Consider the following 23453-nt stretch of genomic DNA (forward strand, 5'->3'; position numbering starts at 1 on the left):
GATCGAAACGACATTTGGAGCGCGGCTCGATGAGCGGTCCGATCACAGGGCCTGTGCGACCATGCGTTTCAGCGTTTCGATGAAGTTGAGCAGCGACAGCGGCGCTGCGGATTTCGACCAGACAAAGTCGAGCTGAAGCGACACGTCGAGACCCTCGACCGGCTTCAGCACCAGATCCGGGGTGACGATCCCGGCCATCGAGGCGTTGACGAAACCCAGGCCCATTCCGGCGGCGACGAAGCTCATCTGCATGTGGTCGTTGCTCGCCTCCTGAACGATGCGGGGGAAGAGACCGAGGGCGCGGCAGCGGGCCATCAGCCGTGTCTGCGGCAGCCAGTATGTCGTCATCGCGACCGACACGAACGGCTCACCCGCGAGCGCGTGCACGGGTATGCTGTCCAATCCGGCAAGGCGGTGGCTTCGGGGCATGGCGATCCAGAACGGGTCTTCCGCGATCGCGACGTGATCGAGCCCGGGCTCTTCCGGGCGCTCGATCATGACGCCGGCGTCGATCTTGCCGTGGCGAAACGCGGTCAGCTGATCCTGCGAAACCTGTGTCACGAAATCGAGCTGCACCTCCGGGTAGTCATGCGCGAACGCCGCGATCGCACGCGCCAGCGTCCGATTGCGCGCGCCGATGTCGTTCATGGCGATCGTCAGGCGGTCGATTTCGCCTCGCGCGGCCTTGCGCGCACGCACCCCGGCGCGCTCGATCATCTCCAGCGCCCGGCGCGCCTCTTCCGCGTAGGCATGTCCGGCCTGGGTCAGGCGGACGCCGGTCGGAAGGCGATCGAACAGTTTGACCTCCAGGCGCGTCTCCAGTTCGGCGATGTGTTTCGACAGCGCCGATTGGGCGACATGCACCGTTTCGGCGGCGCGGCGAAAGTTCTCGTGTTCGGCCACGGCGAGGAAATAGCGGATCTGCCGGAAATTCATCAAGGCTCCTGATCTCTTTTCGAGATCATACCATGAATTCTTTATATTGGCGCATTGCAAGGGGTTCGACCACACTTTCCGCAACAAGAAGACGGGGGAGTGAGTGAAGGCATCTCTTGGCAAGATCACCCAGGTCGCGTTCATGACGCGCGACATTCGCGCTTCGATCGACCATTTCGCGGAGCATCTCGGGATCGGTCCCTGGTTCATGATCGAGGGGGGCAGTTTCACCGAATGCCGGTATCGCGGCACGTCCTGCGCGCCGCGCCTCACGACGGCCTTCGCCAATGTCCGCGGCATGGAATTCGAACTCATGCAACTCGACAACGACGAGCCCTGCATGTGGCGCGACGCTTTGCAGAAGCAGTTCGCCCGCGAGATTTTCCATCACTGGTGCCATTGGCCGGACGATTACGACGCGTGTCTCACCGAGACCCTGCGGCGCGGCTACGGGATCTACCAGGACGGTTCGACCACGCGCGGGCGCTTCGCCTATCTCGAACATCCCGATCAGCCGGACGACATCCTGGAACTGACCGAGCGCACGCCCGGGCGGCGCGCCTTTCAGGAGCAGGTCGCCGAGGCCGGCCGGAGGTGGGACGGCGTCCGTCGCGTCATCACCGACTGGGCCTGACCGGCTTTTCGAAGAACATAAGGAGGAGACCCCATGAAGCAGATGATCCTGAGCGCGCTGGACATGTCCTGTGTCGGCTTTCTCGCGCAAGGCGTCTGGACCCATCCGGCCGACCGTTCGACCGAACTCAACAGCCTCGACTACTGGATGGACTACGCGAAGCTCCTGGAAAAGGGCATGTTCGACACGATGTTCCTGGCCGACACGATCGGCAGCTACGACGTCTATGGCGGCAACATGGACGCGGCGGTGCGGGGCGGTGTGCAACTGCCGATGAACGACCCGTCGGTCGTCGTCTCGGGCATGGCAGCGGTCACGAAGCATCTGGGCTTCGGCATCACCGGAAACCTCGTCTACGAGAAGCCCTATCTCTTCGCCAGGCGCATGTCGACGCTCGACCACATGACCGGCGGTCGGGTCGGCTGGAACATCGTCACGGGCATCCTCGCCAGCGGCGCCAGGGCGATGGGCCAGGAGAAGATGGTCCCGCATGACGAACGCTACGACATGGGCGACGAGTATCTGGAGCTCATGTACAGTATCTGGGAGGGCTCCTGGGACGAGGGCGCGGTGAAGCTGGACCGCGAGGCCGGTCTCTTCGCCGACCCGGACAAGGTCCACAAGGTCGTCCACGACGGCAAGTATTTCCGCATGGAGGCGGTGCATCCCTGCATGCCGTCGCCGCAGCGCACGCCGGTGCTTTTGCAGGCCGGGGCCTCCGGGCGGGGCAAGCAGTTCGCGGCTACCCATGCCGAATGCGTCTTCGTCAACGGTTCGTCCAAGGACAGCATCGCCGCCAATGTCGCCGACATCCGTCGCCGCGCAGTCGGGCAGGGCCGACGGCCCCATGACGTGAAGGTGCTGGCAGGCGCGACGATCATTGTCGGCCGCACCGAAAAGGAAGCGCAGGAGAAGGCCGCGGAATATCGCCGTCATGCCAGCCCCGAGGCCGTGCTGGCGCATGCTTCGGGCGGGCTCGGCATCGACCTGTCGCGCTACCCGCTGGACGAGCCGATCCGCTACGAGGAGAACGATTCCAATCGCACCGCCATGGAAAACCTGACGCGCGGCAAGGACGGCGCCTACACGCCCCGCCGGATCGCCGAGGAAATGGCACTGTCCGCGCGCAATCTCCTCATCATCGGCAGCGTGGACCAGGTGGTGGTCGAACTGGCCGACTGGATGGAAAAGACCGACATCGACGGGTTCAACATCGCGCGGCTCATCATGCCCGACACGACCCGCGACTTGGTCGAGTTGGTGGTGCCGGCGCTGCAGGAGCGCGGATTGGTCAAGCGCGACTACAGTGACGGGACCCTGCGCGAGAAACTGTTCGGGGCCGGCGCCCGGCTTGAAGCGCCGCATCCCGCGGCGAATGCCAGGAGCCAGTCATGACGATCCATTCTCATGCGATGCGGGATGAAGACGCCGTGCCGACGAACATCGAGCGGCCGACGCCGGACATGCTCAAACGCGCATTTTCGCTGTTTCCGAGCGGTGTCGTGATCGCCACGACGCTCGACGCCGAAGGCGACCCGCACGGATTCACCGCGAGCACCTTCGTGCCGCTTTCGGTCGATCCGCCGATGGTGCTGATGTGCCTCAACCGCTCGGCCCGGTGTTTCGAGGCCTTCATGACCAGTCAGCGGTTTGCCGTGTCGGTTCTGCGGCCGGGCCATGAGGAGGTCGCAATGCGGTTCGCGACCAGGGGCGCCGACAAGTTCAAGGACGTCGTCTTCGATCGGACCGGTGACGGGTTGCCGGTCATCGAGGGCGCCCTGGCGACATTCGAGTGCCGCACTTCCGGACGCCACCCGGGCGGTGACCACGTCATTCTTACCGGCGTCGTCGAGGGCCTGTGTTTCGAGGATGGGGGCGCAGCCATGGTGCATTTCGTCCGGTCGTTCCGTGAATTGCAGGTCTGATTAAGTGCCGCACAGGAAGCTTTGAAGGATAATCGAATCTTAGCTATTTTGGCGTTCTATTTTCCCTGAACGGGGAGATGTTCGGATTTGACCGCGCCGACACCTCAGGAGAATTTGAAGCGGGGAGCGCATGACGAGGCCAATACTTTGTCACCCGACCAGCGCACACTGACGGTCGCCCTGATCATCCCCGTCTTCAACGAAGCCGACACGATTGCCGCGTTCCTGTCCGACACCCGTGCGGTGATCGACCCTCTGCAAACCAGTCGCCTTCGTTTCCAGCTTCTCTTCGTCAATGACGGCAGCACAGACGGAACGCTCGACGCCTTGTGTGGCGCGCGCAGGGACGACAGCCGTATCCGCATCGTGGATCTCTCCCGCAATTTCGGCAAGGAAGCCGCGTTGACGGCGGGCCTCGACGCCTGCGATGCCGACGCCGCGATCCCGATCGACGTCGACTTGCAGGATCCGCCCGGCCTCATCCCGCAGATGATCGACCGCTGGCGCGAGGGTGCTGAAGTCGTCGTCGCCAAGCGGGCGGACCGTTCCTCCGATTCCCGGGCCAAGAGCCACTCGGCCAGCCTGTTCTACCGGGTGCACAACATGCTGTCGAAGACGCAGATACCGGAAAATGTCGGCGATTTCCGGCTGATGGACCGAGCTGTGCTCGACGTTCTGAAGAACCTTCCGGAGCGGCGGCGCTTCATGAAGGGCCTGTTCGCCTGGGTCGGCTTCAAGACGGCGATCATCGAATACAAGCGCGCGCCGCGGTCCGGGGGTGTCACCCGGTTCACGCCCTGGAAGCTCTGGAACCTCGCGCTGGAGGGAATCGCCAGCTTCTCCTCCGTCCCGCTGGAAATCTGGGGCTATGTCGGCAGTGTCATCTCGGTGCTCGCCTTTCTCTATGGCGGCGTCCTGATCGGCCGGACGATGATCTTCGGCGCCGACGTTCCCGGCTACACGTCCCTGATGACCGGCATGCTGTTCCTGGGCGGCATCCAGCTCATCGGCATCGGTGTGCTCGGACAATATCTCGGCCGCGTCTATGACGAGGTCAAACGGCGCCCGATCTATGTGGTGCGCAAGATCTACGAGGACGACGACTGATGGAACCCGCCGCGTATCGGAAAATGGCCGAGACGGAGGACCGGCACTGGTGGTTTTGCGGCCGCCGGGCCGTGATCGCCGCGATCCTCGAAACGCTGGACCTGCCGAAGGACGCGTCGATCCTGGAAGTCGGCGCCGGTACCGGCGGCAACATCGCGATGCTCTCGCGGTTCGGTACCGTCACCGCCGTGGAGATGGATGCTGGAGCACGCCGGATCGCCGCCGAGAAGACGGGTATCGAGCCGCTTGCCGGCCATCTGCCGGACAGCCTCCCCGCCTTCGGCCAGACATTCGATCTCGTCTGCATGTTCGACGTGCTGGAACATGTCGAAAAGGACGCCGCCGCGCTGCAGACGCTCGCCCGCCTGTTGAAGCCCGATGGCCGGCTGCTCGTCACGGTCCCGGCGCATCAATGGCTGTGGAGCCACCACGACGAGCACCTGCACCACTTCCGCCGCTATTCGAGGGACGGCCTGGCGGAGGTGCTGCGGGAAAACGGCTTCGACGCGCAGCGCCTGACGTTCACCAATTCGGCGTTGTTTCCGGCGGCGGCTGTCATGCGGGTTCTCGACCGGGCCCTGCCGAAGGACAAAGACGCTGCGTCCACCGGCGCAGACATTCCGCCAGGCCTCGCCAACAGGATGATGAAGGCACTGTTTGAAGCCGAAAGGCATCTGGTTGGCCGGATGAACCTTCCTGTCGGGCTGGGCCTCCTCGCCGTGGCCAGGCTTTCGGAGTTGCCGGCGAGAGCGGCAGGAAACGCGCCTCGCGCCGCGTGAGGCGGCGAAGGCGGGCACAGGGAGGAACGTGTCATCGCCACAACCTGTCACCCCGCTGCGACCCGAACACCGAGCCTTGCGCTGGGCCCCCTTCTGGCGGGCCTTCTGGTCATGCTGGCGGCGGCGTTGCTGCAACTCGGTTTCGCGGAATTGCATGGTGACGTCTCCTGGCTGCTCATCGTTGCCGACCGGGTGCTGAACGGCGAGACGCTCTACCGAGATGTCTACGAGATCAATCCGCCCTTATCGGTCGCGCTCTACCTCCCCTGGATGGGCCTGGAGCATCTGACCGGCATCCGCGCGGAAGTGTTCACGACCCTTGCCGTCTTCGCGGTCTTAGCCGTGTCCATGATGCTTGTCCTGGGCATCCTGCGCCGGACGGCCTGGCTGGACGGGTCCGTGCGGCCCGCGCTGTTTACCGTGGCGGCCCTGCTCTTCTTCGCACCGACCTCCGTCTTCGCCCAGCGCGAACATTGGGGCATGATCGCGTTCTTGCCCTGTCTGACCCTCATTGCGGCCCGCGCGGTCCGGGGTCCGCGGCTGGAGATGCCCTTGGGCTTGGTCATCGCCAGCGGCGTCCTCGGGGCAGCGATCGTCTGCCTGAAACCCTATTACGTGCTCGCCATCCTGTTGCCCGTCCTCATATCGGCGGCACGGCACCGGTCCCTGCGCATCCTGTTCGCCGTTGAGAACCTCGCCGCGGCGGCGGTCGTCGTCGCCTATGGCCTGATTGTCTGGAAATTCTTTCCCGCCTATGCGGAGAATGTTCTGCCCATCGCACTCGATCTCTACGGCACGAACTGGACCGACGCGGGAAGAGCGAGCCTTGAAGGCCTCAAGGTCACAGGGTTTGCCTTTGCGGCCGTGGCCGTCATCTGTTGGCGCACTCGTTTCGACCCGGTGGTGACGTCAGGCTTTGCTGCTTCGACGGGCTTCCTCGCGGTCTTCCTGGCGCAGGGCAAGGGTTGGGACTATCACCTCCTGCCGGTCGTCGTGACGGTCGGTCTGACCCTTGCGATCGCCTGGCGGCAGGCACCGCGGAGGGACGGTGCGCTCGGGATCGGGCGCATCCTTGCCCTGTGCGCCTGCGTCTCCTTCGCCCAATGGAGCGCCGACCGCATCCGAAACGGAACGCAATATGTCTTCGAACTCGCTTCGCTCGACAATTTGCCGCCCGATGCGACGTTGCTCACCTTCACGCAGCACCTGAAACTCGTGCATCCGGCCGCCCGGCACATCCGCGCCCGATGGATAGCGCGCGACGGCAGCGACTGGATCGCCGGTTTGGCCCTGAAAGGTCTGAGAACGCTGCCCGAAGGCGCGCCGCAGGCCAAAACCCTGCGCCGTCGGCTCGCCGAGGTGATCGATCAGAAGGCGGCCGAGCTTGCGACGAAGCCGGATCTCGTCGTCACCGTGCCGGAGGACGACGCGGCGGCGGCCTTTCTCGCCGACCCGCGTATTGCCGCGGCGATGCGCGACTACCGGCACGTGATGACGATAGGGCCCGTCATCTACCACATGCGCGTCGATCGCGCGTTGAACCATCCGTCACGTTAAATTTAGCCGACGAAATGATTTGGATCCACCGGGCGTACGAAGATGCGTCTTTCAGACGACGAGCGAGAGTTGCTTTGCTTCGTCCGGCGCATGCCGCGGTTCGCGGTTCTTGAGGAACGCGACCAGATCCTGGAAATCCAGCGGCCGGGCGATGTAATAGCCCTGCGCTTCATCGAAGAGCCCGCTGGCGCGAATGGCCTCCATTCGGTCTTCCGTTTCGACCCCCTCGACGACGAGCGCGAACCCGGCGCTCCTGACCATTTCCGCGGCGCGCGTCAGAAGCTCGGCCATCAGCGACCCGTCGGGCGCCTGGCCGAATGTCCGGTCCAGCTTCACGCCGGCGACGGATAGGTGGCCAAGATACTGGATGTTGCAATAGCCCGTGCCGAAATCGTCGACATAGGTGAGAATGCCGTGTTCCCGCAGCGTTTCGACGGTCTGGTGCGTCTGCTCCAGCGGCAGGCGGTCGCTCTCCACGATTTCCAGAACGATCGAGCAGCGGTCACCCAGCAGTCGCAGCGGCGCGAAGGCTTCCAGCAGCCACTTGGCCTCGAAGTCCCGCGGAAAGATGTTGAAATGGACGCTGAGCGGCCATTCGTGGTCCGGCAGCGTGAGCAGGTCCCAATAGACCTTGCGGACCAGCTGTTCGGTGAAGACGCGAGACAGGCCGCCTTCGAGGATGAGCGGCAGGAACTTGTCGGGCATCACCGTCTCGCCGGTCACGTCACGCCAACGGGCCAGAACCTCGAAGCCCGAGATCCTGTCGTCTCTGATCGACAGGATCGGCTGGTAGGCCGCGCACAGGCTGTCCCCGTCCATCATGTAGCGCAGGCGGTTGGGAAGGGCCCAGAGCCGATCGAGCCCCGTCCGGGTCAGCAGCATGGCGATCAGCCCGAGCAGGACGGAGAGAAGCCCCCCGGCCACGATCCACAAGCGTTCTTCGGCGACCAGGGCCGCAGGCGACACGACCAGATCGACGCAGAGCAGCCCGTTCGTCTCGCAGGCATTCTCGCGAAAACTCGGCATCCAGGGAGTGGCCGCCGTTGGCACGGCCGTGTCGCTGGCTTCAGCGGTTGCGCCGGCGGATTTCAAGGCGGCCCAGAACGATGCGCGCTGGGCGATCCATGGCACCGGAGCAGGCGATTGTGCCGGGTCGGTGATCACGACGATGTAGTTGTCCATGCGCAGGAAAGTGGCCTGCAGGTTCGGCTGGCCGAGAAGGCCCAGATTGCGGTCGAACCAGAAATCCAGGCCCTTGTCCTCCAGCGTCAGATCGGGAGCGCCGATCTCGATCGGGACGTCCGGGCGGCCGAGCGTGACCGAGCATTCGATGACATTGTCGCGCGTGTAGATGAGTTCGTGGATGCCGTCGGGCAGGAACGCGATCAGGCGCAGGCGCCTGATGAAGTCGGGCGAACAGGCATCCGCCTGGTCCAGCGCGCCGAGGCGCCGAAGCGTATCCAGCCAGTGGGTGGTCGACCGCCCCAACGCATGCGTCTTGTGGGCCGCGTGATGCGCCAGCGTCGATTTCACGGCGAGCGTGGTGGCGAATGCCAGAAGGGCTGCGGTCAGCAGGAATCCCGCGACAAAACTGCCGGCAATCACCCCGCGCCTGTGCGGGATCGCTTTCAGGGAAAGCCTGTACAAACTCACGGAATAGGCTCCAACTCGCGATCCAGTTAGTGGGCGCGAAATGAAGAAACGGTAAAATCGGAGCCGAACAGTGACGTAGGGTTAACGGGTGGGTTTCGTCACCCGGCGAAGGGTCAGGTTGATGCGCCCTTCCTTCTTCAGGAGCATCGAGGTTCCCGGATAGATCCGGTCCACGCCGTGATGGCGAAGCCGGCTGGCCCCGCCGAGAACCAGAACGTCGCCGCTTTCGAGCCTGAGGGGGACCGTGCGGCCCTTGCGTTCGATCTCCCCAATGCGGAAAAGGCAAGCGTCGCCGAGCGAGATCGACAGCACCGGCGCGTCGAAGGTCTCCTCGTCGCGGTCCTGGTGCAGGCCCATCTTCGCGGTCTCGTCGTAGAAATTGACCAGACAGGCCTCGGGCGGATGCGGGTGGTCGCTGTATTCGCGCCAAAGCTCAGTCAGCCGGTCCGGGATCGGCGGCCACGCCGCGCCGGTCACCGGATGCGTCGCCTGGTAGCGGTAGCCCCGGTCCTTGTCGGTCACCCAGCCGAGCGACCCGCAATTGGTCATTCGCACGCTCATCGGCTTGCCGGTGCGCGGCATGCGTGGCGTGAACAATGGCGCCCGTTGCACGACGCCGCGAATGTCATCGAGCAGCGCGCGCTGTTCTTCGGGGGAAAGGCAGGCGGGAAAGTGGCGCACGCCGTCGGGAAGGACCGTCATGCGCGCAATGTAATGCGCCGGCGGCGAAGCGCCATGCCCGCCGCCGGCCAAAAGGCCTAGTCGAGCTCGGGAATGCGCAGCACCTGCCCGGGATAGATCTTGTCCGGATGCGTCAGCATCGGAGTGTTGGCTTCGAAGATCGTCTGATATTTCGAGCCGTTGCCATAGGCCTTCTCGGCAATCGCCCACAGCGTGTCGCTCTTTTCCACCGTGTGGAATTTCGGATCCTTGGCGGGCGTCTCGGCGACCTTCAGTTCCGAGGCTTCCACCTTGGATATGCCGAGCGTGTTGCCCACGGCGACCACCGCCTTCTCGAAGATCGACTGATCCTCCACCGCACCCTTGATGATCGCAGTGTCGCCCTTGACCTCGACTTCCACGCCGTCGGTGCCGAGCTTGTGCGAATCGAGCTCCTTCTTCAGCTCCTTCGCATTCTCTTCGTCATCGTCGCCGAAGCCGAGCTTCTTGCCGGCCGACTTCACGAAATCGAAAATTCCCATCGCGGTGTCCTTCTTGAACTGAACATGTGTCTGTGCCGCGCACGGCTGCCACGAGACTAATGCCGGGTCCGACCGGGCGCCAGCCCCGATTCCCTGCGCGCTGTGTCAAATCGCACGGAACGCGCCACGGCCCCGCGATAGTCTCGGTGGGCCAATCGAACCTGGATGGAGAACATATCGAGATGCTGGCGAAACATGCTTCCGTGATCGGCCTCGCCGTCGCCGTCTCGATGTCCATGCATTCCGCCGCCCGGTCGGGCGATCGTTACGGAGGAGCGTCAGTCATGAAAGCGTCCACACATGAGAGCGTCGTCATCAATGGCCGCGACATGGGCCGGAACTGGGCGGCGACCTATCGCGTTCCCGCCGGCAGTTACTGGTATGACCGCATGTCGGGCCTCTGGGGCCTCGAGGGCCAGCCGGCCGCGGGACAGATCTATCCGGGCCTCGACCTCGGCGGCCCGCTTCACGAAAACGCCTCGCGCGGGTCCAGCAACGTATTCGTCAACGGGCGCAGGCTGACCGCCTCCGAGGTCGCCTATCTGCAGCAGCGCTACGGCTATGTCCTGCCGGGACGCTACTGGCTGAACGCGCAGTTCGTCGGCGGCGTCGAGGGCGGCCCCGCGAGTTTCCATCTCGGCAGCGCAGCCGGCGGGTCGGGCTCCAACGTTTCGACGCCCTTCGGCGACGTCATGAGCGACGGCAGCTGCACCTTCTTGCATCTTCCGGGTGGCGCCAGTGTCGGTGCGGGCGCCTGCTGACCGGCAATGAAAGATACGGCGATCAGGAATTCTGATCGTCGCGATCGACAGCGCCGCGCATCTTCTTGACCTGTGACCGACCGGCCTTGGCCTTCAGCCGGCGTTCGATCGCGCCGCGTGAAGGCCTCGTCGCCTTGCGCGGTGGCGGCGGCGGTTCGAGCGCCTTCAAGACGAGATCCTTCAGGCGATCGCGTGCATCCTCGCGATTGCGCTCCTGCGCCCTGAACCGGCTCGCCTGGATCAGGATCGAGCCGTCCTTGCCGGCGCGCCTGCCGGCGAGTTGCATGAGCCGTCGCAGCTGGTGGTCGTTGAAAACGCCCGCCGATCCCGGGAAAAAGCGCAACTGGACGGCGCTCGACGTCTTGTTGACATTCTGCCCGCCGGGCCCGGATGCGAGCACGAATTCCTCCGTCATCGACCAGCTGGGCAGGGTCAGCCCGTGGCGGATCGGCAGGTCCGCGACGCTCATGTCCGGACGTCCTGAAGTGGCGGAATTCTCGTCATGGCGCGACCATAGCCGTTGCCGCCCGCGGTGCAAGACCGGCAACGAAAACGGCGCCCGCCGGAGGCGGACGCCGTGATTTCAATCCCGATGCCGGTCCTTTATTCGGCGGCTTCGAGGAAGCGCGGTGCGGCGTCCATCACCTCGACATCGACATGCGGCGCGAATTTCTCGAAATTGGCGGTGAACATGGCGGCGAGTTTCTTGGCCTGCTCGTCATAGGCTTCCGGATCGGCCCAGGTCGAACGCGGATCGAGGATCGCCGTGTCGACGCCGTCGACCGCCACCGGAACCGCGAAGCCGAAATTCGGGTCGGTGCGGAATTCCGCGTCGTTCAGCTTGCCGTTCAGCGCCGCGGTCAGCAGCGCGCGGGTCTCCTTGATCGGCATGCGGTTGCCCGTGCCGTAGGCGCCGCCGGTCCAGCCGGTGTTCACCAGCCAGCAATCGACCTCGTGCTTGGCGATCAGGTCGCGCAGCAAATTGCCGTATTCCGACGGGTGGCGCGGCATGAAGGGAGCGCCGAAGCAGGTGGAGAAGGTCGCTTCCGGCTCGGTCACGCCCTTTTCCGTCCCGGCCACCTTGGCGGTGTAGCCGGACAGGAAGTGATACATGGCCTGCGCCGGCGTCAGCTTGGCGATGGGCGGCATCACGCCGAAGGCGTCGGCGGTCAGCATGATGATGTTCTGCGGCTGGCCGGCCTTGCCGGTGTCGCTGGCATTGGAGATGAAGTGCAGCGGATAGGCGCAACGCGTGTTTTCCGTCAGCGACGCGTCGTGGAAGTCCGGCATCTTGACGTCGTCGAGGATGACGTTTTCCAGAACCGTTCCGAAGCGTTCCGTCGTGGCGTAGATCTCAGGCTCGGCTTCGCGCGACAGGCGGATCGTCTTGGCGTAGCAGCCGCCCTCGAAATTGAACACGCCGTTCTCGCTCCAGCCATGCTCGTCGTCGCCGATCAGCGTGCGTGAGGGATCGGCGGAAAGCGTCGTCTTGCCGGTGCCCGACAGGCCGAAGAAGACGGCCACGTCGCCGTCTGGACCTTCATTCGCCGAGCAGTGCATCGGCATGACGCCCTTCTTCGGGAGAACGTAGTTGAGCGCGGTGAACACCGACTTCTTCATCTCGCCGGCATAGGAGGTGCCGCCGATCAGCACGATCATGCGGGTGAGATCGACCGCGATCACCGTGCCCGTGCGGCAGCCGTGACGTTCCGGATCGGCCTCGAAATTCGGCAGGTCGATGATCGTCAGTTCCGGCACGAAGGAGGCCAGCGCCGAACGCTCCGGCCGGATCAGCAGGTTGCGGATGAACAGCGAATGCCAGGCATTCTCGGTCACCACCCGCACCTTGATCTGGTGTTCCTCGTCGGCGCCGCCGATGAGGTCCTGCACGAACAGTTCCATCCCCTGCGCCTGCGTGAGGAAGTCCTCGTGCAGCGTCTTGAAATGCTCCGGCGACATCGCCTTGTTGTTGTCCCACCAGATGTGGTCGTCGACCAGGCCGTCCTTGACGACGAACTTGTCCTTGGCCGAGCGGCCGGTGTGCACGCCGGTCTTGGCGACGAGCGCGCCATGGGCGCTCAGCTGCGCCTCGCGGCGGTCGATCGCCTCTTCGTAGAGTTCTGCCTCGGTGAGGTTGTAATAGACGGCAGCCGGCGCCCGAAAGCCCTGTTTATCCAGTCCGTGCGCTGCGTTGAACAAGCCTGCTGTCTTCATGATCCTCACCCGTTGGTCTTTGGTTTCGATGCGCCGATCGCCGCCGTGGCTGCGAAATTTTTAATCCTGTTTAAAGCCGCGTTTAAGCAGACTCGTGGCTCAAACAGAAATCGTCTTGCATTTCAAATGATTAATCGATTTAACCTTTCAAAAAAGAGTTCAATCGGTTCAGGCGACGACTGAGTCACAGCATTTCGGCTGTCTCGTCAGGTGGATTGCGTGATCGGCGTGACGGGTGTCCAACCCGGTCAAAGCGGCGTCACGATGACACCGAAAACGTTCTGTGCCACATTTTGCGCCAAGTTTCGGCGTCAACCGCTTGCGTTTTTGACGGGCAGGGACTTGGCGGAATGGCCGGGGAGAATTTCAGCATGCAGACGATCGCGCTGGTCGATGACGACCGCAACATTCTGACCTCCGTCTCGATCGCCCTGGAGGCGGAAGGGTATCGCGTCGAGACCTACACCGACGGCGCGTCCGCGCTCGAAGGGCTGATGGCGCGCCCGCCCAACCTCGCCATTCTCGACATCAAGATGCCGCGCATGGACGGCATGGAACTGTTGCGGCGGCTGCGCCAGAAGACGGACCTGCCGGTCATCTTCCTGACGTCGAAGGACGACGAGATCGACGAACTCTTCGGCCTGAAGATGGGCGCCGACGACTTCATCACCAAGCCGTTCTCCCAGCGCCTGCTGGTCGAGCGCGCCCGCGCGGTCCTGCGCCGCACGGCCGCGCGCGAGGTCATGGTCAAGGGCGACGGCGCCAGCCAGGCCCAGTCGATCGTGCGCGGCAACCTCGTGCTGGACCAGGAGCGCCATACCTGCACCTGGAAGGACCAGCCGGTGACGCTCACGGTCACCGAATTCCTGATCCTGCATGCGCTGGCGCAACGTCCCGGCGTGGTGAAAAGCCGTGATTCGCTGATGGATGCGGCCTATGATGACCAGGTCTACGTCGACGACCGGACGATCGACAGCCACATCAAGCGGCTGCGGAAGAAGTTCAAGGTCGTCGATGACAGTTTCGACATGATCGAAACGCTCTACGGCGTCGGCTACCGGTTCCGCGAAACGTGACCGATCGCCGCCGGCGAACAGAAAACAGGGCGCGATGACGGCAGAAGTCGATCATATCCCGCTGGGAACCGAGACCGGCGAGCCCGCCAAGGCGCGCGACCGCGTGGCGAAGCCCGCGCGCGCCGCGCGCGCCGCGCCGCGCCGCCTGACCGGCGGCTACATCTTCTCCTCGCTCACCCAGCGCATCCTGTTCCTCAACCTGGCCGCGCTCGGCGTCTTGATGTCGGGCATTCTCTACATCAACCAGTTCCGCGACGGTCTGATCGACGCGCGCGTCGAGAGCCTGATGATCCAGGGCGAGATCATTGCCGGCGCCATCGCGGCCTCGGCCAATGTCGATACCAACGCCATCCTGATCGATCCCGACAAGCTGCTCGAACTGCAGGCCGGCGAGAGCATCGTTCCCAATGCCGACCGCTTCGACAATCTGGATTTTCCGATCAACCCGGAAAAGGTCGCGCCCGTCCTGCGCCGCCTGATCTCGCCGACCCGCACCCGCGCGCGCATCTATGACCGTGAATCCAACCTGCTGCTTGATTCGCGCCATCTCTATTCCGGCGGCCAGGTCCTGCGCTACGAATTGCCCGCCGTCGACGAGACCGAGCTCGACCTTGGCGATCGCGTCGACCGCATCTTCTCGCGCATCTTCCGCCGGCGGGACCTCAGCGTCTATTCCGAGCAGCCGGGCGGCAGCGGTGCCGGCTACTCGGAGGTGATGGATGCGCTCGCCGGCGCCCGCTCGCAGATCGTGCGCATCACGCCGCAGGGCGAGCTGATCGTCTCGGTGGCCGTGCCGATCCAGCGTTTCCGCGCGGTGCTCGGCGTGCTGCAGCTGTCCACCCAGGGCGGCGACATCGACAAGATCGTCAAGGCCGAGCGCTTCGCCATGATGCGCGTCTTCGGCGTCGCCGTCATCGTCAACACCATCCTGTCCATCGCGCTCGCCGGCACGATCGCCAATCCGCTGCGAAGGCTGGCCGCCGCCGCCGTTCGCGTGCGCCGCTCCATCAAGCTGCGCGAGGAGATACCGGATTTCTCCGCCCGCCAGGACGAGATCGGCAACCTCTCCGTCGCCCTGCGCGACATGACCAACGCGCTCTATGCGCGGATCGACGCCATCGAGAGTTTCGCCGCCGATGTGAGCCACGAACTGAAGAACCCGCTGACGTCCCTGCGCAGCGCGGTCGAGACGCTGCCGCTCGCCAAGAACGACGACATGCGCAAGCGCCTGACCGACGTGATCCAGCATGACGTCCGTCGGCTCGACCGGTTGATCACCGACATTTCCGACGCCTCGCGTCTCGACGCCGAACTGGTGCGCGAGGATGCGCAGACGGTCGATCTCGAACGGCTGCTGCGTGATCTGACCAGCATTCTCGGCCAGAGCGTCGCCGTCGGCGACCGCAGCCTGAAACTGCATGTCGACCGGCGGCAGAACGGGGCCAAGGGCTTCGCGGTCAGCGGCCACGAGTTGCGCATCGGCCAGGTGATCACCAATCTGGTCCAGAACGCCTCGTCCTTCGTCGACGAGGAGACCGGCCGTGTCGATATCCGCCTGTCCTCGGCGCCGCGCCAGGTGGTCGTCGCGGTCGAGGACAACGGGCCCGGCATTCGCGCCGAGAACATCGAGAACATCTTCGAACGCTTCTACACCGACCGGCCGGGCCCGGATCAGTTCGGCCGCAATTCCGGTCTCGGCCTGTCGATCTCTCGCCAGATCATCGAGGCCCATGGCGGCACCCTGACGGCCGAGAACATTCCCGGCGGCCCGGACGGCAAGCCCGCGGGTGCGCGCTTCGTGATCCGGCTGCCGCGCGAATGACCGCGGGCGCACCCGCCGGTTCCATCCTGCAGCATGCCAGCGTCGTGGAGATCGACGGGCGCGGTGTGCTCATTCGCGGACCGTCCGGCGCGGGAAAGACGGCGCTCGCCATCGAACTCCTGTTTCGCTGCCGCGCGAGCGAAATTGCGTCGGCCCTCGTTGCGGATGATCAGGCCTTCCTGTCGGCGGATGACGATACCGGGGCCCTGCTTGCCACCGTTCCGGGCACGATCGCCGGCCTGATCGAGCTGCGCGGTTTCGGCGCTGCGCCGGTCGCCGCCTCACGCTGCAAGGCCGAAACGCGGCTGGCGCTTTGTGTCACGCTGGTACCGGCCGAAGACAGCGAACGCGTCGCCGATCCCGACCGTCGCGCCCGCCTCCACACGGTGGAGCTTCCCGAACTCGTCTTGCCGTGCCGGCAGCCGGTTTGCGGCGCTTACGCCGTGCTCGGCTGGCTTGGCCTGTCGCGCCGGCTCCTCTAGAGACTGTTGAGGAGGGGCGAAAAACCTTGTCACACGTCAATTTTGCTGATCATGATGCGGCCTGCCCATTGGGGAAACGGCAGGTGGAGAAAACCGACCTGCGTCGGGCAGGACGGGAGAGTTGACGGTATGATCGGCGTCGTGCTCGTAACGCACGGGAATCTTGCGGACGAATTCAAGAAAGCGGTCGAACACGTCGTGGGCGACCAGGCGCAGTTCGCGACCGTGTGCATCGGGGCCGACGACGACATGGAGCAGCGTCGTCGTGACATTCTCGACCGGGTTTCCGACGTCGATGGCGGCATCGGCGTCATCATCGTCACCGACATGTTCGGCGGCACGCCCTCCAATCTTTCGATTTCCGTCATGGAAACCGGCCGCATCGAGATTCTCGCCGGCATGAACCTGCCGATGCTCATCAAGCTCGCCCGCGTGCGCGAGGATCATTCGATGGAAGAGACCCTTTCGCTCTCCTGCGGGGCGGGCCGCAAATACATCAATGTGGCCAGCCAGATCCTGGCGGGGAAGTGACCGCATTGACCGGCCAGATCGCCCCGGCGACGCGCACGTTCGAGATCACCAACAAGCGCGGCCTGCACGCGCGCGCCTCGTCCAAATTCGTCAAGCTCGTCGAGAGTTTCGAGGCCTCGGTGACCGTCTCCAAGGACGGGCTCTCGGTGAACGGAACGTCGATCATGGGCCTGATGATGCTGGCCGCCGCTCCCGGCTGCTGCATCAAGGTCGACGCCGAGGGTCCGGATGCCGAAGCCGCGCTTGACGCGATCGCCGCCCTGATCGCCGACCGCTTCGGCGAGGGCGAGTGATCCTGGTCAAGATCAGGATATAAGGATTTCCTTATGTTGTGATTGTCAGTTCGGCCGCTCTCTGGTAGGCAGCGCGCCAAACCGCTTGGAGTATCCGCATGTCAAACACGCAAGACTACGTGATCGCCGATCTGTCCCTGGCCGATTACGGCCGCAAGGAAATCGACATCGCCGAAACCGAAATGCCGGGCCTGATGGCCTGCCGCGAGGAATTCGGCGAAGCAAAGCCGCTGTCCGGCGCGCGCATCACCGGATCGCTGCACATGACGATCCAGACCGCCGTGCTGATCGAGACGTTGAAGGTGCTCGGCGCGGACGTTCGCTGGGCGTCCTGCAACATCTTCTCCACCCAGGATCACGCCGCCGCGGCCATCGCCGCCACCGGCACCCCGGTCTTCGCCGTCAAGGGTGAATCGCTGGAGGACTACTGGACCTACACCGACCAGATCTTCCAGTGGCCCGACGGCGGTTACACCAACATGATCCTCGACGATGGCGGCGACGCCACCATGTACATCCTGCTCGGCGCCCGCGCCGAGGAAGGCGAGGACGTGCTCTCCAATCCGACGTCGGAGGAAGAGGAAGTCCTGTTCGCCCAGATCAAGAAGCGCATGGAACAGAGCCCCGGCTGGTTCGTGAAGCAGCGCCACGCGATCAAGGGCGTCACCGAGGAAACCACTACCGGCGTGAACCGGCTCTACCAGCTGCAGAAGAAGGGCCTGCTGCCCTTCCCCGCGATCAACGTCAACGACAGCGTCACCAAGTCGAAATTCGACAACAAATACGGCTGCAAGGAATCGCTCGTCGACGGCATCCGTCGCGCCACCGACGTGATGATGGCCGGCAAGGTCGCCGTCGTGTGCGGCTACGGCGATGTCGGCAAGGGTTCCGCCCAGTCGCTCAGCGGCGCCGGCGCCCGCGTGAAGGTCACCGAGATCGACCCGATCTGCGCCCTGCAGGCCGCGATGGACGGCTTCGAAGTCGTTCAGCTCGAGGACGTCGTCTCCTCGGCCGACATCTTCATCACCACCACCGGCAACAAGGACGTGATCCGCATCGAGCACATGCGCGAGATGAAGGACATGGCCATCGTCGGCAATATCGGTCACTTCGACAACGAGATTCAGGTCGCCGCGCTGAAGAACCTGAAATGGACCAACATCAAGCCGCAGGTCGACATGATCGAGTTTCCGGGCGGCGATCGCATGATCCTGCTGTCGGAAGGCCGGCTTCTGAACCTCGGCAACGCCACCGGCCATCCGAGCTTTGTCATGAGTGCATCCTTCACCAACCAGGTGCTGGCTCAGATCGAGCTCTTCACCAAGGGTGAGCAGTATGGCCACGAAGTCTTCATCCTGCCCAAGCATCTCGACGAGAAGGTCGCGCGCCTGCATCTCGACAAGCTCGGCGCGAAGCTGACGGATCTCTCCGACGAACAGGCGTCCTATATCGGCGTCACGCCGAAGGGCCCTTACAAGCCGGAACACTACAGATACTGATCTGAAGTTTGATCACTACTACATCTGGTGGCCGGAGATTTGTGCATAATCTCCGGCCATCTTTTTGCGCGCGCAACGCTTCACGGCGATTCCCAGTGCGGGTATTTTGGAGTGATTCGGGAAGACGCGCCGCCGTGGCGCGGCGTGATTTTCACATGATTGCCGCCGTATCGCGTGCCCGCGGCGAGGGGACGACGGATGAAGGACTCGAGAGGCGCTAGACGACGGAGCGGACTTGGCCGACGCTCCGGCACCGTTGCGCTTTTCGCCGCCTCGACCGTTCTTGCCGGATTGCCTTCCCTGGCGCGTGCGGACGAACTCGGCCCCATCGTCGGCGCCTTTCTGGGCCAGCATTTCGACACGTTCGAGGTCGTGCAGTTCGCGCTTTTCGCCGGTGCGATGACGGCGGCGCTCGCCTCGGCACTGTGGCTGATACGCGAGCGCGGCCGCACGGCGCGTCAGAACACGACGCTGCGCACCAAGGTCTCGGCACTCAATGTGCAGGTTGCCCGGCTTGAAACGCTGGCGACGACGGAAGGCCAGCGCGCCGTGATCTGGGAAGACCGCGACCGCAAGCCCGTCATCATCGGCACGCTGACGCCGGAAACCGGGGCGCCGCCGGAGCGCAGCGCCTTTCTTGCATTCGGACGCTGGCTCGAACCGGCCTCCGCGACGCAGCTCGACCATCTGGTCGCCGAATTGCGCGAGGAGGCCAAACCGTTTTCCGTGACGGTCGAGACGCGGCGCGGCGTCCCGCTGGACGTGATCGGCCGAACCAACGGATCGAGCGCGGTCCTGCGGTTCGAGAACCTGTCGGGCGAACGCGCCGAACATGCCCGCCTGGCGCTGGAACATGGCCGCGTGGTCGATACGCTCGAGACCCTGCAGGCGCTCCTGGATTCGCTGGACGCGCCGTTCTGGCTCCGCAGCTCGGACGGGGCCCTGGCCTGGGTCAATCGCGCCTTCGCTCAGGCCACGGGCCACGCGCAGCCCGTCGAGACGATCGCAGCCAACGCGGAATTTCTCGGCAACCAGGCGCTGAAGGCGATCCTGACGAACCGTGACGATGCGGGCTGCTATCACGCCTCCGTCTCCGCCGTCGTCAATGGCGACCGCCTGCTCTACGACGTCACCGACGCGACCGGGCCCTACGGGTCGGCGGGTCTTGCCGTGGATCGCACCGATTTCGAGGCGACCCGCAGCGAATTGAACAAGACGATCCGCAGCCATGAGGAAACGCTCGACCGTCTGAACACCGCCGTCGCGATGTTCGACGAGAACGCCCGGCTGCGCTTCTACAATCAGGAATTCCAGAAGCTGTGGGATCTCGACCAGGGCTTTCTCGACTCCGGTCCCGACAATGCGATGTTCCTCGACCGGCTGCGCGCCGATGGCCGTCTGGAGGAAAAGCCGGACTGGCGCGACTGGAAGGACGAGGTGCTGTCGGCCTATCGGGCCGTCGAACCGCGAGAGGATGTCTGGTATCTCCCCGACGGGCAGACCATCCGCGTCGTCGCCAATCCCCATCCGCGCGGCGGCCTGACCTGGGTCTTCGAGAACCTGACCGAGACGATCGACCTTCAGAGCCGCTACGAGACGCTGGTTCGGGTGCAGGGTGAAACGCTCGACAATCTCGCCGAAGGTGTCGCCGTGTTCGGCCAGGACGGCCGCTTGCGTCTCTCCAATCCGGCATTCCGGCGCTTCTGGGATATCGAGGAACTGCTGGAGCGCGAAGCCGTGCATATCGGCCAGATCGCCAGGATCTGCGACCGGCGTTTCGGAAACGACGAATTGTGGTCCCGCTTCGCGGGCATGGTCACCGGCTTCGCGGACGATCGCAGCGACGAATCCGGCCGCTGCGCGGTCAGCGACTCCATCCTGTCCTGGACTGTCGTGCCGCTGCCCAACGGCCAGACCATGATCACCTTCGTCGACATCACCGCCAGCGAAGGCGTCGAACGTGCCCTGCGCGACCGCAACGAGGCGCTGGAAGGCACCGCGCTCCTGCGCACCCGTTTCATCCGCCACGTGTCCTACGAGCTGCGCACGCCGCTCACCAACATTTCCGGCTTCACCGCTCTCCTGCAGGAACCGTCGACGGGTCCGCTCAACGAGAAACAGTCCGACTATGTCGGCTACATCGCTGAATCGTCTGAAGCTTTGAAGCTGATCATCGACGACACGCTCGACCTCGCGACCATCGACGCCGGCGTGATGGAGCTCGACTTCACCGAGATCGACATCGAGCCGATGATGCGCGAAGTCGCCGCCGATCTCGCACCGCGATTCGCCGAGCACCGCCTCGATCTCGTCGTGCGCGTCGCCCCCGACATGGGCACCATCTACGCCGACGCCACGCGCCTCCACCAGATCATGATCAATGTCCTCTCCAACGCCGCCGATTTCGCGCCGGAGGACACGGTCGTGACCTTTACCTGCGACGATGGCGAGAACGGCGTCCGCTTCAAGATCCGCGATCGCGGGCCCGGCATTCCCGCCGAGGCGCTGAAGGAGATTTTCGATCCGTTCGAAACCGGCAAGCCCGGCCGCCGGCGCGGAGCCGGGCTGGGACTGGCGCTGGTGAAGAGCTTCGTGACTCTGCATCAGGGCGACGTGACGATCGATTCCTCGCCCGAACGGGGTACGGAAGTGACCCTGTTTTTCCCGCGCGTGCCGCCCGGCGCGCGGATGGCCGCCGAATAGTGGCTCGAAGCGAACCCGTGCAGCGGACCTTTCCGACCGAGCAGGCCCTGACGCGCTTCGCCGCCGATTTCGCCATGGCGTTGCAACCGGGCGACTGCATTCTGTTGCGAGGCGATCTTGGAGCCGGGAAGACAACGTTTGCTCGCGCCGTGATCCGCGCGCTGGCGGGCGATTTCGAAGGACTGCTGGAGGTGCCGAGCCCCACCTTCACGCTCGTCCAGACCTACGATCTGCGCTTGCCGGTCAGCCACTTCGATCTCTATCGCCTCACCGATCCGGACGAACTCGATGAGCTGTGCCTCTGGGAGGCGCTATCGGGCGGTGTCGCACTGGTCGAATGGCCGCAACGCGCAGAGGCGGCACTGCCGGGCACGGGTGTAACTGTCGCGCTCGACGAAAATCCCGCCGACCCCGACAGCCGCGATCTCGTCGTGGACGGTCCCGCCGAATTCATCACCCGGCTCGATCGCAGCCTTGCAATCCGCCGGTTCCTCGAAGAGCACGACTGGCCCACAGCACAGCGCATGTTCCTTCTCGGCGACGCCTCGACCCGGGCTTATGAGACCGTGCGGAGTGATGGCGTGACCGCGATCCTGATGAACGCCCCGCGCCGACCGGACGGCCCGCCAGTGCGCGACGGGAAGCCCTATTCGCAGATCGCCCATCTGGCGGAGGACATCCTGCCCTTCGTAGCGATCGGGCAGGCTTTGAAGGACAAGGGGTTCCGCGCACCCAAAATCCACGTCTTCGATCTTGACGCCGGCTTCGTCCTGCTCGAGCATCTGGGCGGTGATGGCGTCCTTGACGCGGATCGCCGGCCGATTTCGGAGCGCTATGAGGGCGGTCTCGATTGCCTTGCGGCGATGCATCGCCTCGAATGGCCCCGCGACATGGAAGTCGCCGGTCGCGCGTATCAAGTGCCGGATTTCGATCTGCCGGCCTTTCAAATCGAAACGGAACTTCTGACGGACTGGTACGTGCCGCGGGTCACCGGTGCGCCCTTGTCGCAGGACGGGCTCGCCGCATTTCGCGGCCTCTGGACGCGTCTGTTCAATATCGTCGATGCGGGTGAGAAGACGCTGCTCCTGCGGGATTTCCATTCGCCCAACATCATCTGGGACGCCGCCGCCGAAGGCGTCGAACGCGTCGGTCTGATCGATTTCCAGGACGCGATGATCGGGTCCACGGCCTATGACGTTGCATCGTTGCTGCAGGATGCCCGCGTCGATGTGCCTGCAGATTTGCGGTCCCGCCTTCTCGATCGTTACTGCGCCTTGCGCGCAGTGTCGGAAGCGTTCGACGAGGCCGGCTTCCGGCTTGCCTTCGCCATTCTCGCTGCCCAGCGAGCGACAAAAATCCTCGGGATTTTCGTGCGTCTTGACGAGCGAGATGGCAAGCCGGGCTATCTCGCTCACATTCCGCGCCTACAGGCCTATCTGCGCGAGAGTCTTGCCCATCCGCCCCTCGCGGAACTGGCCGATTGGTATGCGGAGCATGGCATTCTCGATGCGACCGTGGAGCCGCGCTAGATGGTTGCAGGAGTGACGACCGCCATGATCCTCGCCGCCGGTTTCGGCAAGCGGCTGCGGCCGATCACAGACACAGTGCCGAAGCCTCTCGTGCCGGTCGGTGGCAAGACCATGCTCGACCGCAGCCTGGATCTGGCCGGGTCGGCAGGCGTCGCCAGGGCTGTCGTCAACGTGCACTACCTTGCGGACCAGATCATCGGCCATTGCGCCAAGCGCGCTTCGCCCGCCATCACGATCAGCGATGAAACGGCCGGAATCCTCGAAACCGGCGGCGGCGTGGTCAAGGCGCTGCCGTTGCTCGGCACCGATCCGTTTCTCTTGCTCAACGCCGACACGTTCTGGGTCGAATGGGGCCGGCCGAACCTGACTGCGATGATCGAGCGGTTTGATCCTGCGGAAATGGATATTCTGCTGATGCTTTGCCGGCTTAGGGATACGACGGGTCATGCGGGTGGCGCCGATTTTGCGATCGGTGCTGATGGCAGGCTCACGCGGCTGGCCGACAAGACGGACCCGGCCGGCGTGCTCTATGCCGGTGCGACGATCTACAATCCGGCGATCTTCGCCGAGTCCGCGGCCGAACCGCATTCGCTCAATCTCTATTATGACCGCGCCGCGGCGGAAGGCCGCTTGTTCGGCCATGTGATGGAAGACGGCCATTGGTTCACGGTGGGGACACCGGAGGCCTTGCCGGCGGCAGAGACGAAGCTGGACTCGCTTGCGCGGCAACGCGCCGATTGACCCAGGCCT

The 23453-nt window shown here is 64.4% G+C and carries 22 protein-coding genes; 16 read left to right on the top strand and 6 right to left on the bottom strand.

Features of this window, described 5'->3' with window-relative positions; translation table 11 throughout:
• Positions 1–42: 42 nt before the first annotated feature.
• Positions 43–936 (bottom strand): LysR family transcriptional regulator, encoded by an 894-nt coding sequence (locus MRY80_RS21170; protein WP_293293230.1) that lies wholly within the window; start codon positions 934–936, stop codon positions 43–45.
• 103 nt (positions 937–1039) lie between these two features.
• On the opposite strand from MRY80_RS21170, the gene MRY80_RS21175 reads away from it, so the two are divergent.
• From MRY80_RS21175 to MRY80_RS21200, 6 genes are all read left to right on the top strand, one after another.
• Entirely contained in the window at positions 1040–1570 is a 531-nt protein-coding gene (locus MRY80_RS21175) for a VOC family protein (RefSeq protein ID WP_293293231.1), read from the top strand.
• Between the two features lie 33 nt (positions 1571–1603).
• A complete protein-coding gene (locus MRY80_RS21180; protein ID WP_293293233.1) occupies positions 1604–2965 on the top strand; it encodes an LLM class flavin-dependent oxidoreductase in 1362 nt (453 codons plus the stop codon).
• Entirely contained in the window at positions 2962–3495 is a 534-nt protein-coding gene (locus MRY80_RS21185; protein ID WP_293293235.1) for a flavin reductase family protein, read from the top strand. The genes MRY80_RS21180 and MRY80_RS21185 overlap by 4 nt, the downstream gene beginning before the upstream one ends.
• Positions 3496–3582: 87 nt before the next feature.
• On the top strand, positions 3583–4602 hold the full coding sequence (locus MRY80_RS21190) for a glycosyltransferase family 2 protein (protein WP_293293237.1): 1020 nt from the start codon (positions 3583–3585) through the stop codon (positions 4600–4602).
• Complete coding sequence (locus tag MRY80_RS21195; RefSeq protein WP_293293239.1) at positions 4602–5381, top strand: class I SAM-dependent methyltransferase; 780 nt, start codon at positions 4602–4604, stop codon at positions 5379–5381. The genes MRY80_RS21190 and MRY80_RS21195 overlap by 1 nt, the downstream gene beginning before the upstream one ends.
• A 111-nt stretch (positions 5382–5492) precedes the next feature.
• Positions 5493–6938 carry a hypothetical protein gene (locus tag MRY80_RS21200; RefSeq protein ID WP_293293240.1) on the top strand — a complete coding sequence of 482 codons (1446 nt, stop codon included), beginning with the start codon at positions 5493–5495 and terminating at the stop codon, positions 6936–6938.
• Positions 6939–6989: 51 nt separating this feature from the next.
• Here MRY80_RS21200 and MRY80_RS21205 read toward each other — a convergent pair whose 3' ends face one another.
• The 3 genes from MRY80_RS21205 to lysM form a co-directional block, all read right to left on the bottom strand.
• The gene (locus MRY80_RS21205) at positions 6990–8591 is read right to left on the bottom strand and encodes an EAL domain-containing protein (protein ID WP_293293242.1); all 1602 of its coding nucleotides are present in this window, start codon (positions 8589–8591) and stop codon (positions 6990–6992) included.
• Between the two features lie 81 nt (positions 8592–8672).
• A complete protein-coding gene (locus MRY80_RS21210) occupies positions 8673–9293 on the bottom strand; it encodes an alpha-ketoglutarate-dependent dioxygenase AlkB (protein WP_293293243.1) in 621 nt (206 codons plus the stop codon).
• 56 nt (positions 9294–9349) lie between these two features.
• Complete coding sequence (gene lysM, locus MRY80_RS21215) at positions 9350–9793, bottom strand: peptidoglycan-binding protein LysM (protein WP_293293244.1); 444 nt, start codon at positions 9791–9793, stop codon at positions 9350–9352.
• A gap of 284 nt (positions 9794–10077) precedes the next feature.
• On the opposite strand from lysM, the gene MRY80_RS21220 reads away from it, so the two are divergent.
• Positions 10078–10554 carry a hypothetical protein gene (locus MRY80_RS21220; protein ID WP_293293245.1) on the top strand — a complete coding sequence of 159 codons (477 nt, stop codon included), beginning with the start codon at positions 10078–10080 and terminating at the stop codon, positions 10552–10554.
• A 22-nt stretch (positions 10555–10576) separates the two neighbouring features.
• Here the strand turns inward: MRY80_RS21220 and arfB are convergent, their stop codons facing one another.
• Together arfB and MRY80_RS21230 are read right to left on the bottom strand one after the other, a co-directional pair.
• Positions 10577–11023 (bottom strand): alternative ribosome rescue aminoacyl-tRNA hydrolase ArfB, encoded by a 447-nt coding sequence (gene arfB, locus MRY80_RS21225; protein WP_293293246.1) that lies wholly within the window; start codon positions 11021–11023, stop codon positions 10577–10579.
• A 134-nt stretch (positions 11024–11157) separates the two neighbouring features.
• Positions 11158–12768, bottom strand: a complete 1611-nt coding sequence (locus MRY80_RS21230; protein WP_293293247.1) for a phosphoenolpyruvate carboxykinase — start codon at positions 12766–12768, stop codon at positions 11158–11160.
• A 371-nt stretch (positions 12769–13139) separates the two neighbouring features.
• Here MRY80_RS21230 and MRY80_RS21235 point away from each other — a divergent pair, with 371 nt between their 5' ends.
• From MRY80_RS21235 to MRY80_RS21275, 9 genes are all read left to right on the top strand, one after another.
• On the top strand, positions 13140–13844 hold the full coding sequence (locus MRY80_RS21235; RefSeq protein ID WP_293293248.1) for a response regulator transcription factor: 705 nt from the start codon (positions 13140–13142) through the stop codon (positions 13842–13844).
• Positions 13845–13878: 34 nt separating this feature from the next.
• The gene (locus MRY80_RS21240; RefSeq protein ID WP_293293249.1) at positions 13879–15666 is read left to right on the top strand and encodes a sensor histidine kinase; all 1788 of its coding nucleotides are present in this window, start codon (positions 13879–13881) and stop codon (positions 15664–15666) included.
• Positions 15663–16148, top strand: a complete 486-nt coding sequence (locus MRY80_RS21245; RefSeq protein ID WP_293293250.1) for an HPr kinase/phosphorylase — start codon at positions 15663–15665, stop codon at positions 16146–16148. The genes MRY80_RS21240 and MRY80_RS21245 overlap by 4 nt, the downstream gene beginning before the upstream one ends.
• Positions 16149–16277: 129 nt before the next feature.
• Positions 16278–16679 carry a PTS sugar transporter subunit IIA gene (locus MRY80_RS21250; protein ID WP_293293251.1) on the top strand — a complete coding sequence of 134 codons (402 nt, stop codon included), beginning with the start codon at positions 16278–16280 and terminating at the stop codon, positions 16677–16679.
• Complete coding sequence (locus MRY80_RS21255; protein WP_293293252.1) at positions 16676–16972, top strand: HPr family phosphocarrier protein; 297 nt, start codon at positions 16676–16678, stop codon at positions 16970–16972. The genes MRY80_RS21250 and MRY80_RS21255 overlap by 4 nt, the downstream gene beginning before the upstream one ends.
• Positions 16973–17070: 98 nt before the next feature.
• Positions 17071–18471: an adenosylhomocysteinase gene (gene ahcY, locus MRY80_RS21260; RefSeq protein WP_293293253.1), complete on the top strand. Its 1401-nt coding sequence runs from the start codon at positions 17071–17073 to the stop codon at positions 18469–18471.
• Between the two features lie 198 nt (positions 18472–18669).
• Positions 18670–21174 carry a PAS domain-containing sensor histidine kinase gene (locus tag MRY80_RS21265; protein WP_293293254.1) on the top strand — a complete coding sequence of 835 codons (2505 nt, stop codon included), beginning with the start codon at positions 18670–18672 and terminating at the stop codon, positions 21172–21174.
• Between the two features lie 17 nt (positions 21175–21191).
• Positions 21192–22703, top strand: a complete 1512-nt coding sequence (gene tsaE, locus MRY80_RS21270) for a tRNA (adenosine(37)-N6)-threonylcarbamoyltransferase complex ATPase subunit type 1 TsaE (protein ID WP_293293255.1) — start codon at positions 21192–21194, stop codon at positions 22701–22703.
• Positions 22704–23444: a nucleotidyltransferase family protein gene (locus MRY80_RS21275; protein WP_293293256.1), complete on the top strand. Its 741-nt coding sequence runs from the start codon at positions 22704–22706 to the stop codon at positions 23442–23444.
• The last annotated feature ends 9 nt before the right edge of the window (positions 23445–23453 follow it).

Source organism: Oricola sp. (genome assembly GCF_022763245.1).
Classification (GTDB): domain Bacteria; phylum Pseudomonadota; class Alphaproteobacteria; order Rhizobiales; family Rhizobiaceae; genus Oricola.

Coding starts and splice junctions, on each gene's coding strand:
- MRY80_RS21240 (WP_293293249.1), top strand. CDS start 13,879: ATGACGGCAGAAGTCGATCATATCCCGCTGGGAACCGAGACCGGCGAG.
- MRY80_RS21195 (WP_293293239.1), top strand. CDS start 4,602: ATGGAACCCGCCGCGTATCGGAAAATGGCCGAGACGGAGGACCGGCAC.
- MRY80_RS21275 (WP_293293256.1), top strand. CDS start 22,704: ATGGTTGCAGGAGTGACGACCGCCATGATCCTCGCCGCCGGTTTCGGC.
- MRY80_RS21230 (WP_293293247.1), bottom strand. CDS start 12,768: ATGAAGACAGCAGGCTTGTTCAACGCAGCGCACGGACTGGATAAACAG.
- MRY80_RS21220 (WP_293293245.1), top strand. CDS start 10,078: ATGAAAGCGTCCACACATGAGAGCGTCGTCATCAATGGCCGCGACATG.
- MRY80_RS21265 (WP_293293254.1), top strand. CDS start 18,670: ATGAAGGACTCGAGAGGCGCTAGACGACGGAGCGGACTTGGCCGACGC.
- ahcY (WP_293293253.1), top strand. CDS start 17,071: ATGTCAAACACGCAAGACTACGTGATCGCCGATCTGTCCCTGGCCGAT.
- MRY80_RS21185 (WP_293293235.1), top strand. CDS start 2,962: ATGACGATCCATTCTCATGCGATGCGGGATGAAGACGCCGTGCCGACG.
- MRY80_RS21245 (WP_293293250.1), top strand. CDS start 15,663: ATGACCGCGGGCGCACCCGCCGGTTCCATCCTGCAGCATGCCAGCGTC.
- arfB (WP_293293246.1), bottom strand. CDS start 11,023: ATGAGCGTCGCGGACCTGCCGATCCGCCACGGGCTGACCCTGCCCAGC.
- lysM (WP_293293244.1), bottom strand. CDS start 9,793: ATGGGAATTTTCGATTTCGTGAAGTCGGCCGGCAAGAAGCTCGGCTTC.
- MRY80_RS21250 (WP_293293251.1), top strand. CDS start 16,278: ATGATCGGCGTCGTGCTCGTAACGCACGGGAATCTTGCGGACGAATTC.
- MRY80_RS21180 (WP_293293233.1), top strand. CDS start 1,604: ATGAAGCAGATGATCCTGAGCGCGCTGGACATGTCCTGTGTCGGCTTT.
- MRY80_RS21200 (WP_293293240.1), top strand. CDS start 5,493: ATGCTGGCGGCGGCGTTGCTGCAACTCGGTTTCGCGGAATTGCATGGT.
- MRY80_RS21235 (WP_293293248.1), top strand. CDS start 13,140: ATGCAGACGATCGCGCTGGTCGATGACGACCGCAACATTCTGACCTCC.
- MRY80_RS21210 (WP_293293243.1), bottom strand. CDS start 9,293: ATGACGGTCCTTCCCGACGGCGTGCGCCACTTTCCCGCCTGCCTTTCC.
- MRY80_RS21170 (WP_293293230.1), bottom strand. CDS start 936: ATGAATTTCCGGCAGATCCGCTATTTCCTCGCCGTGGCCGAACACGAG.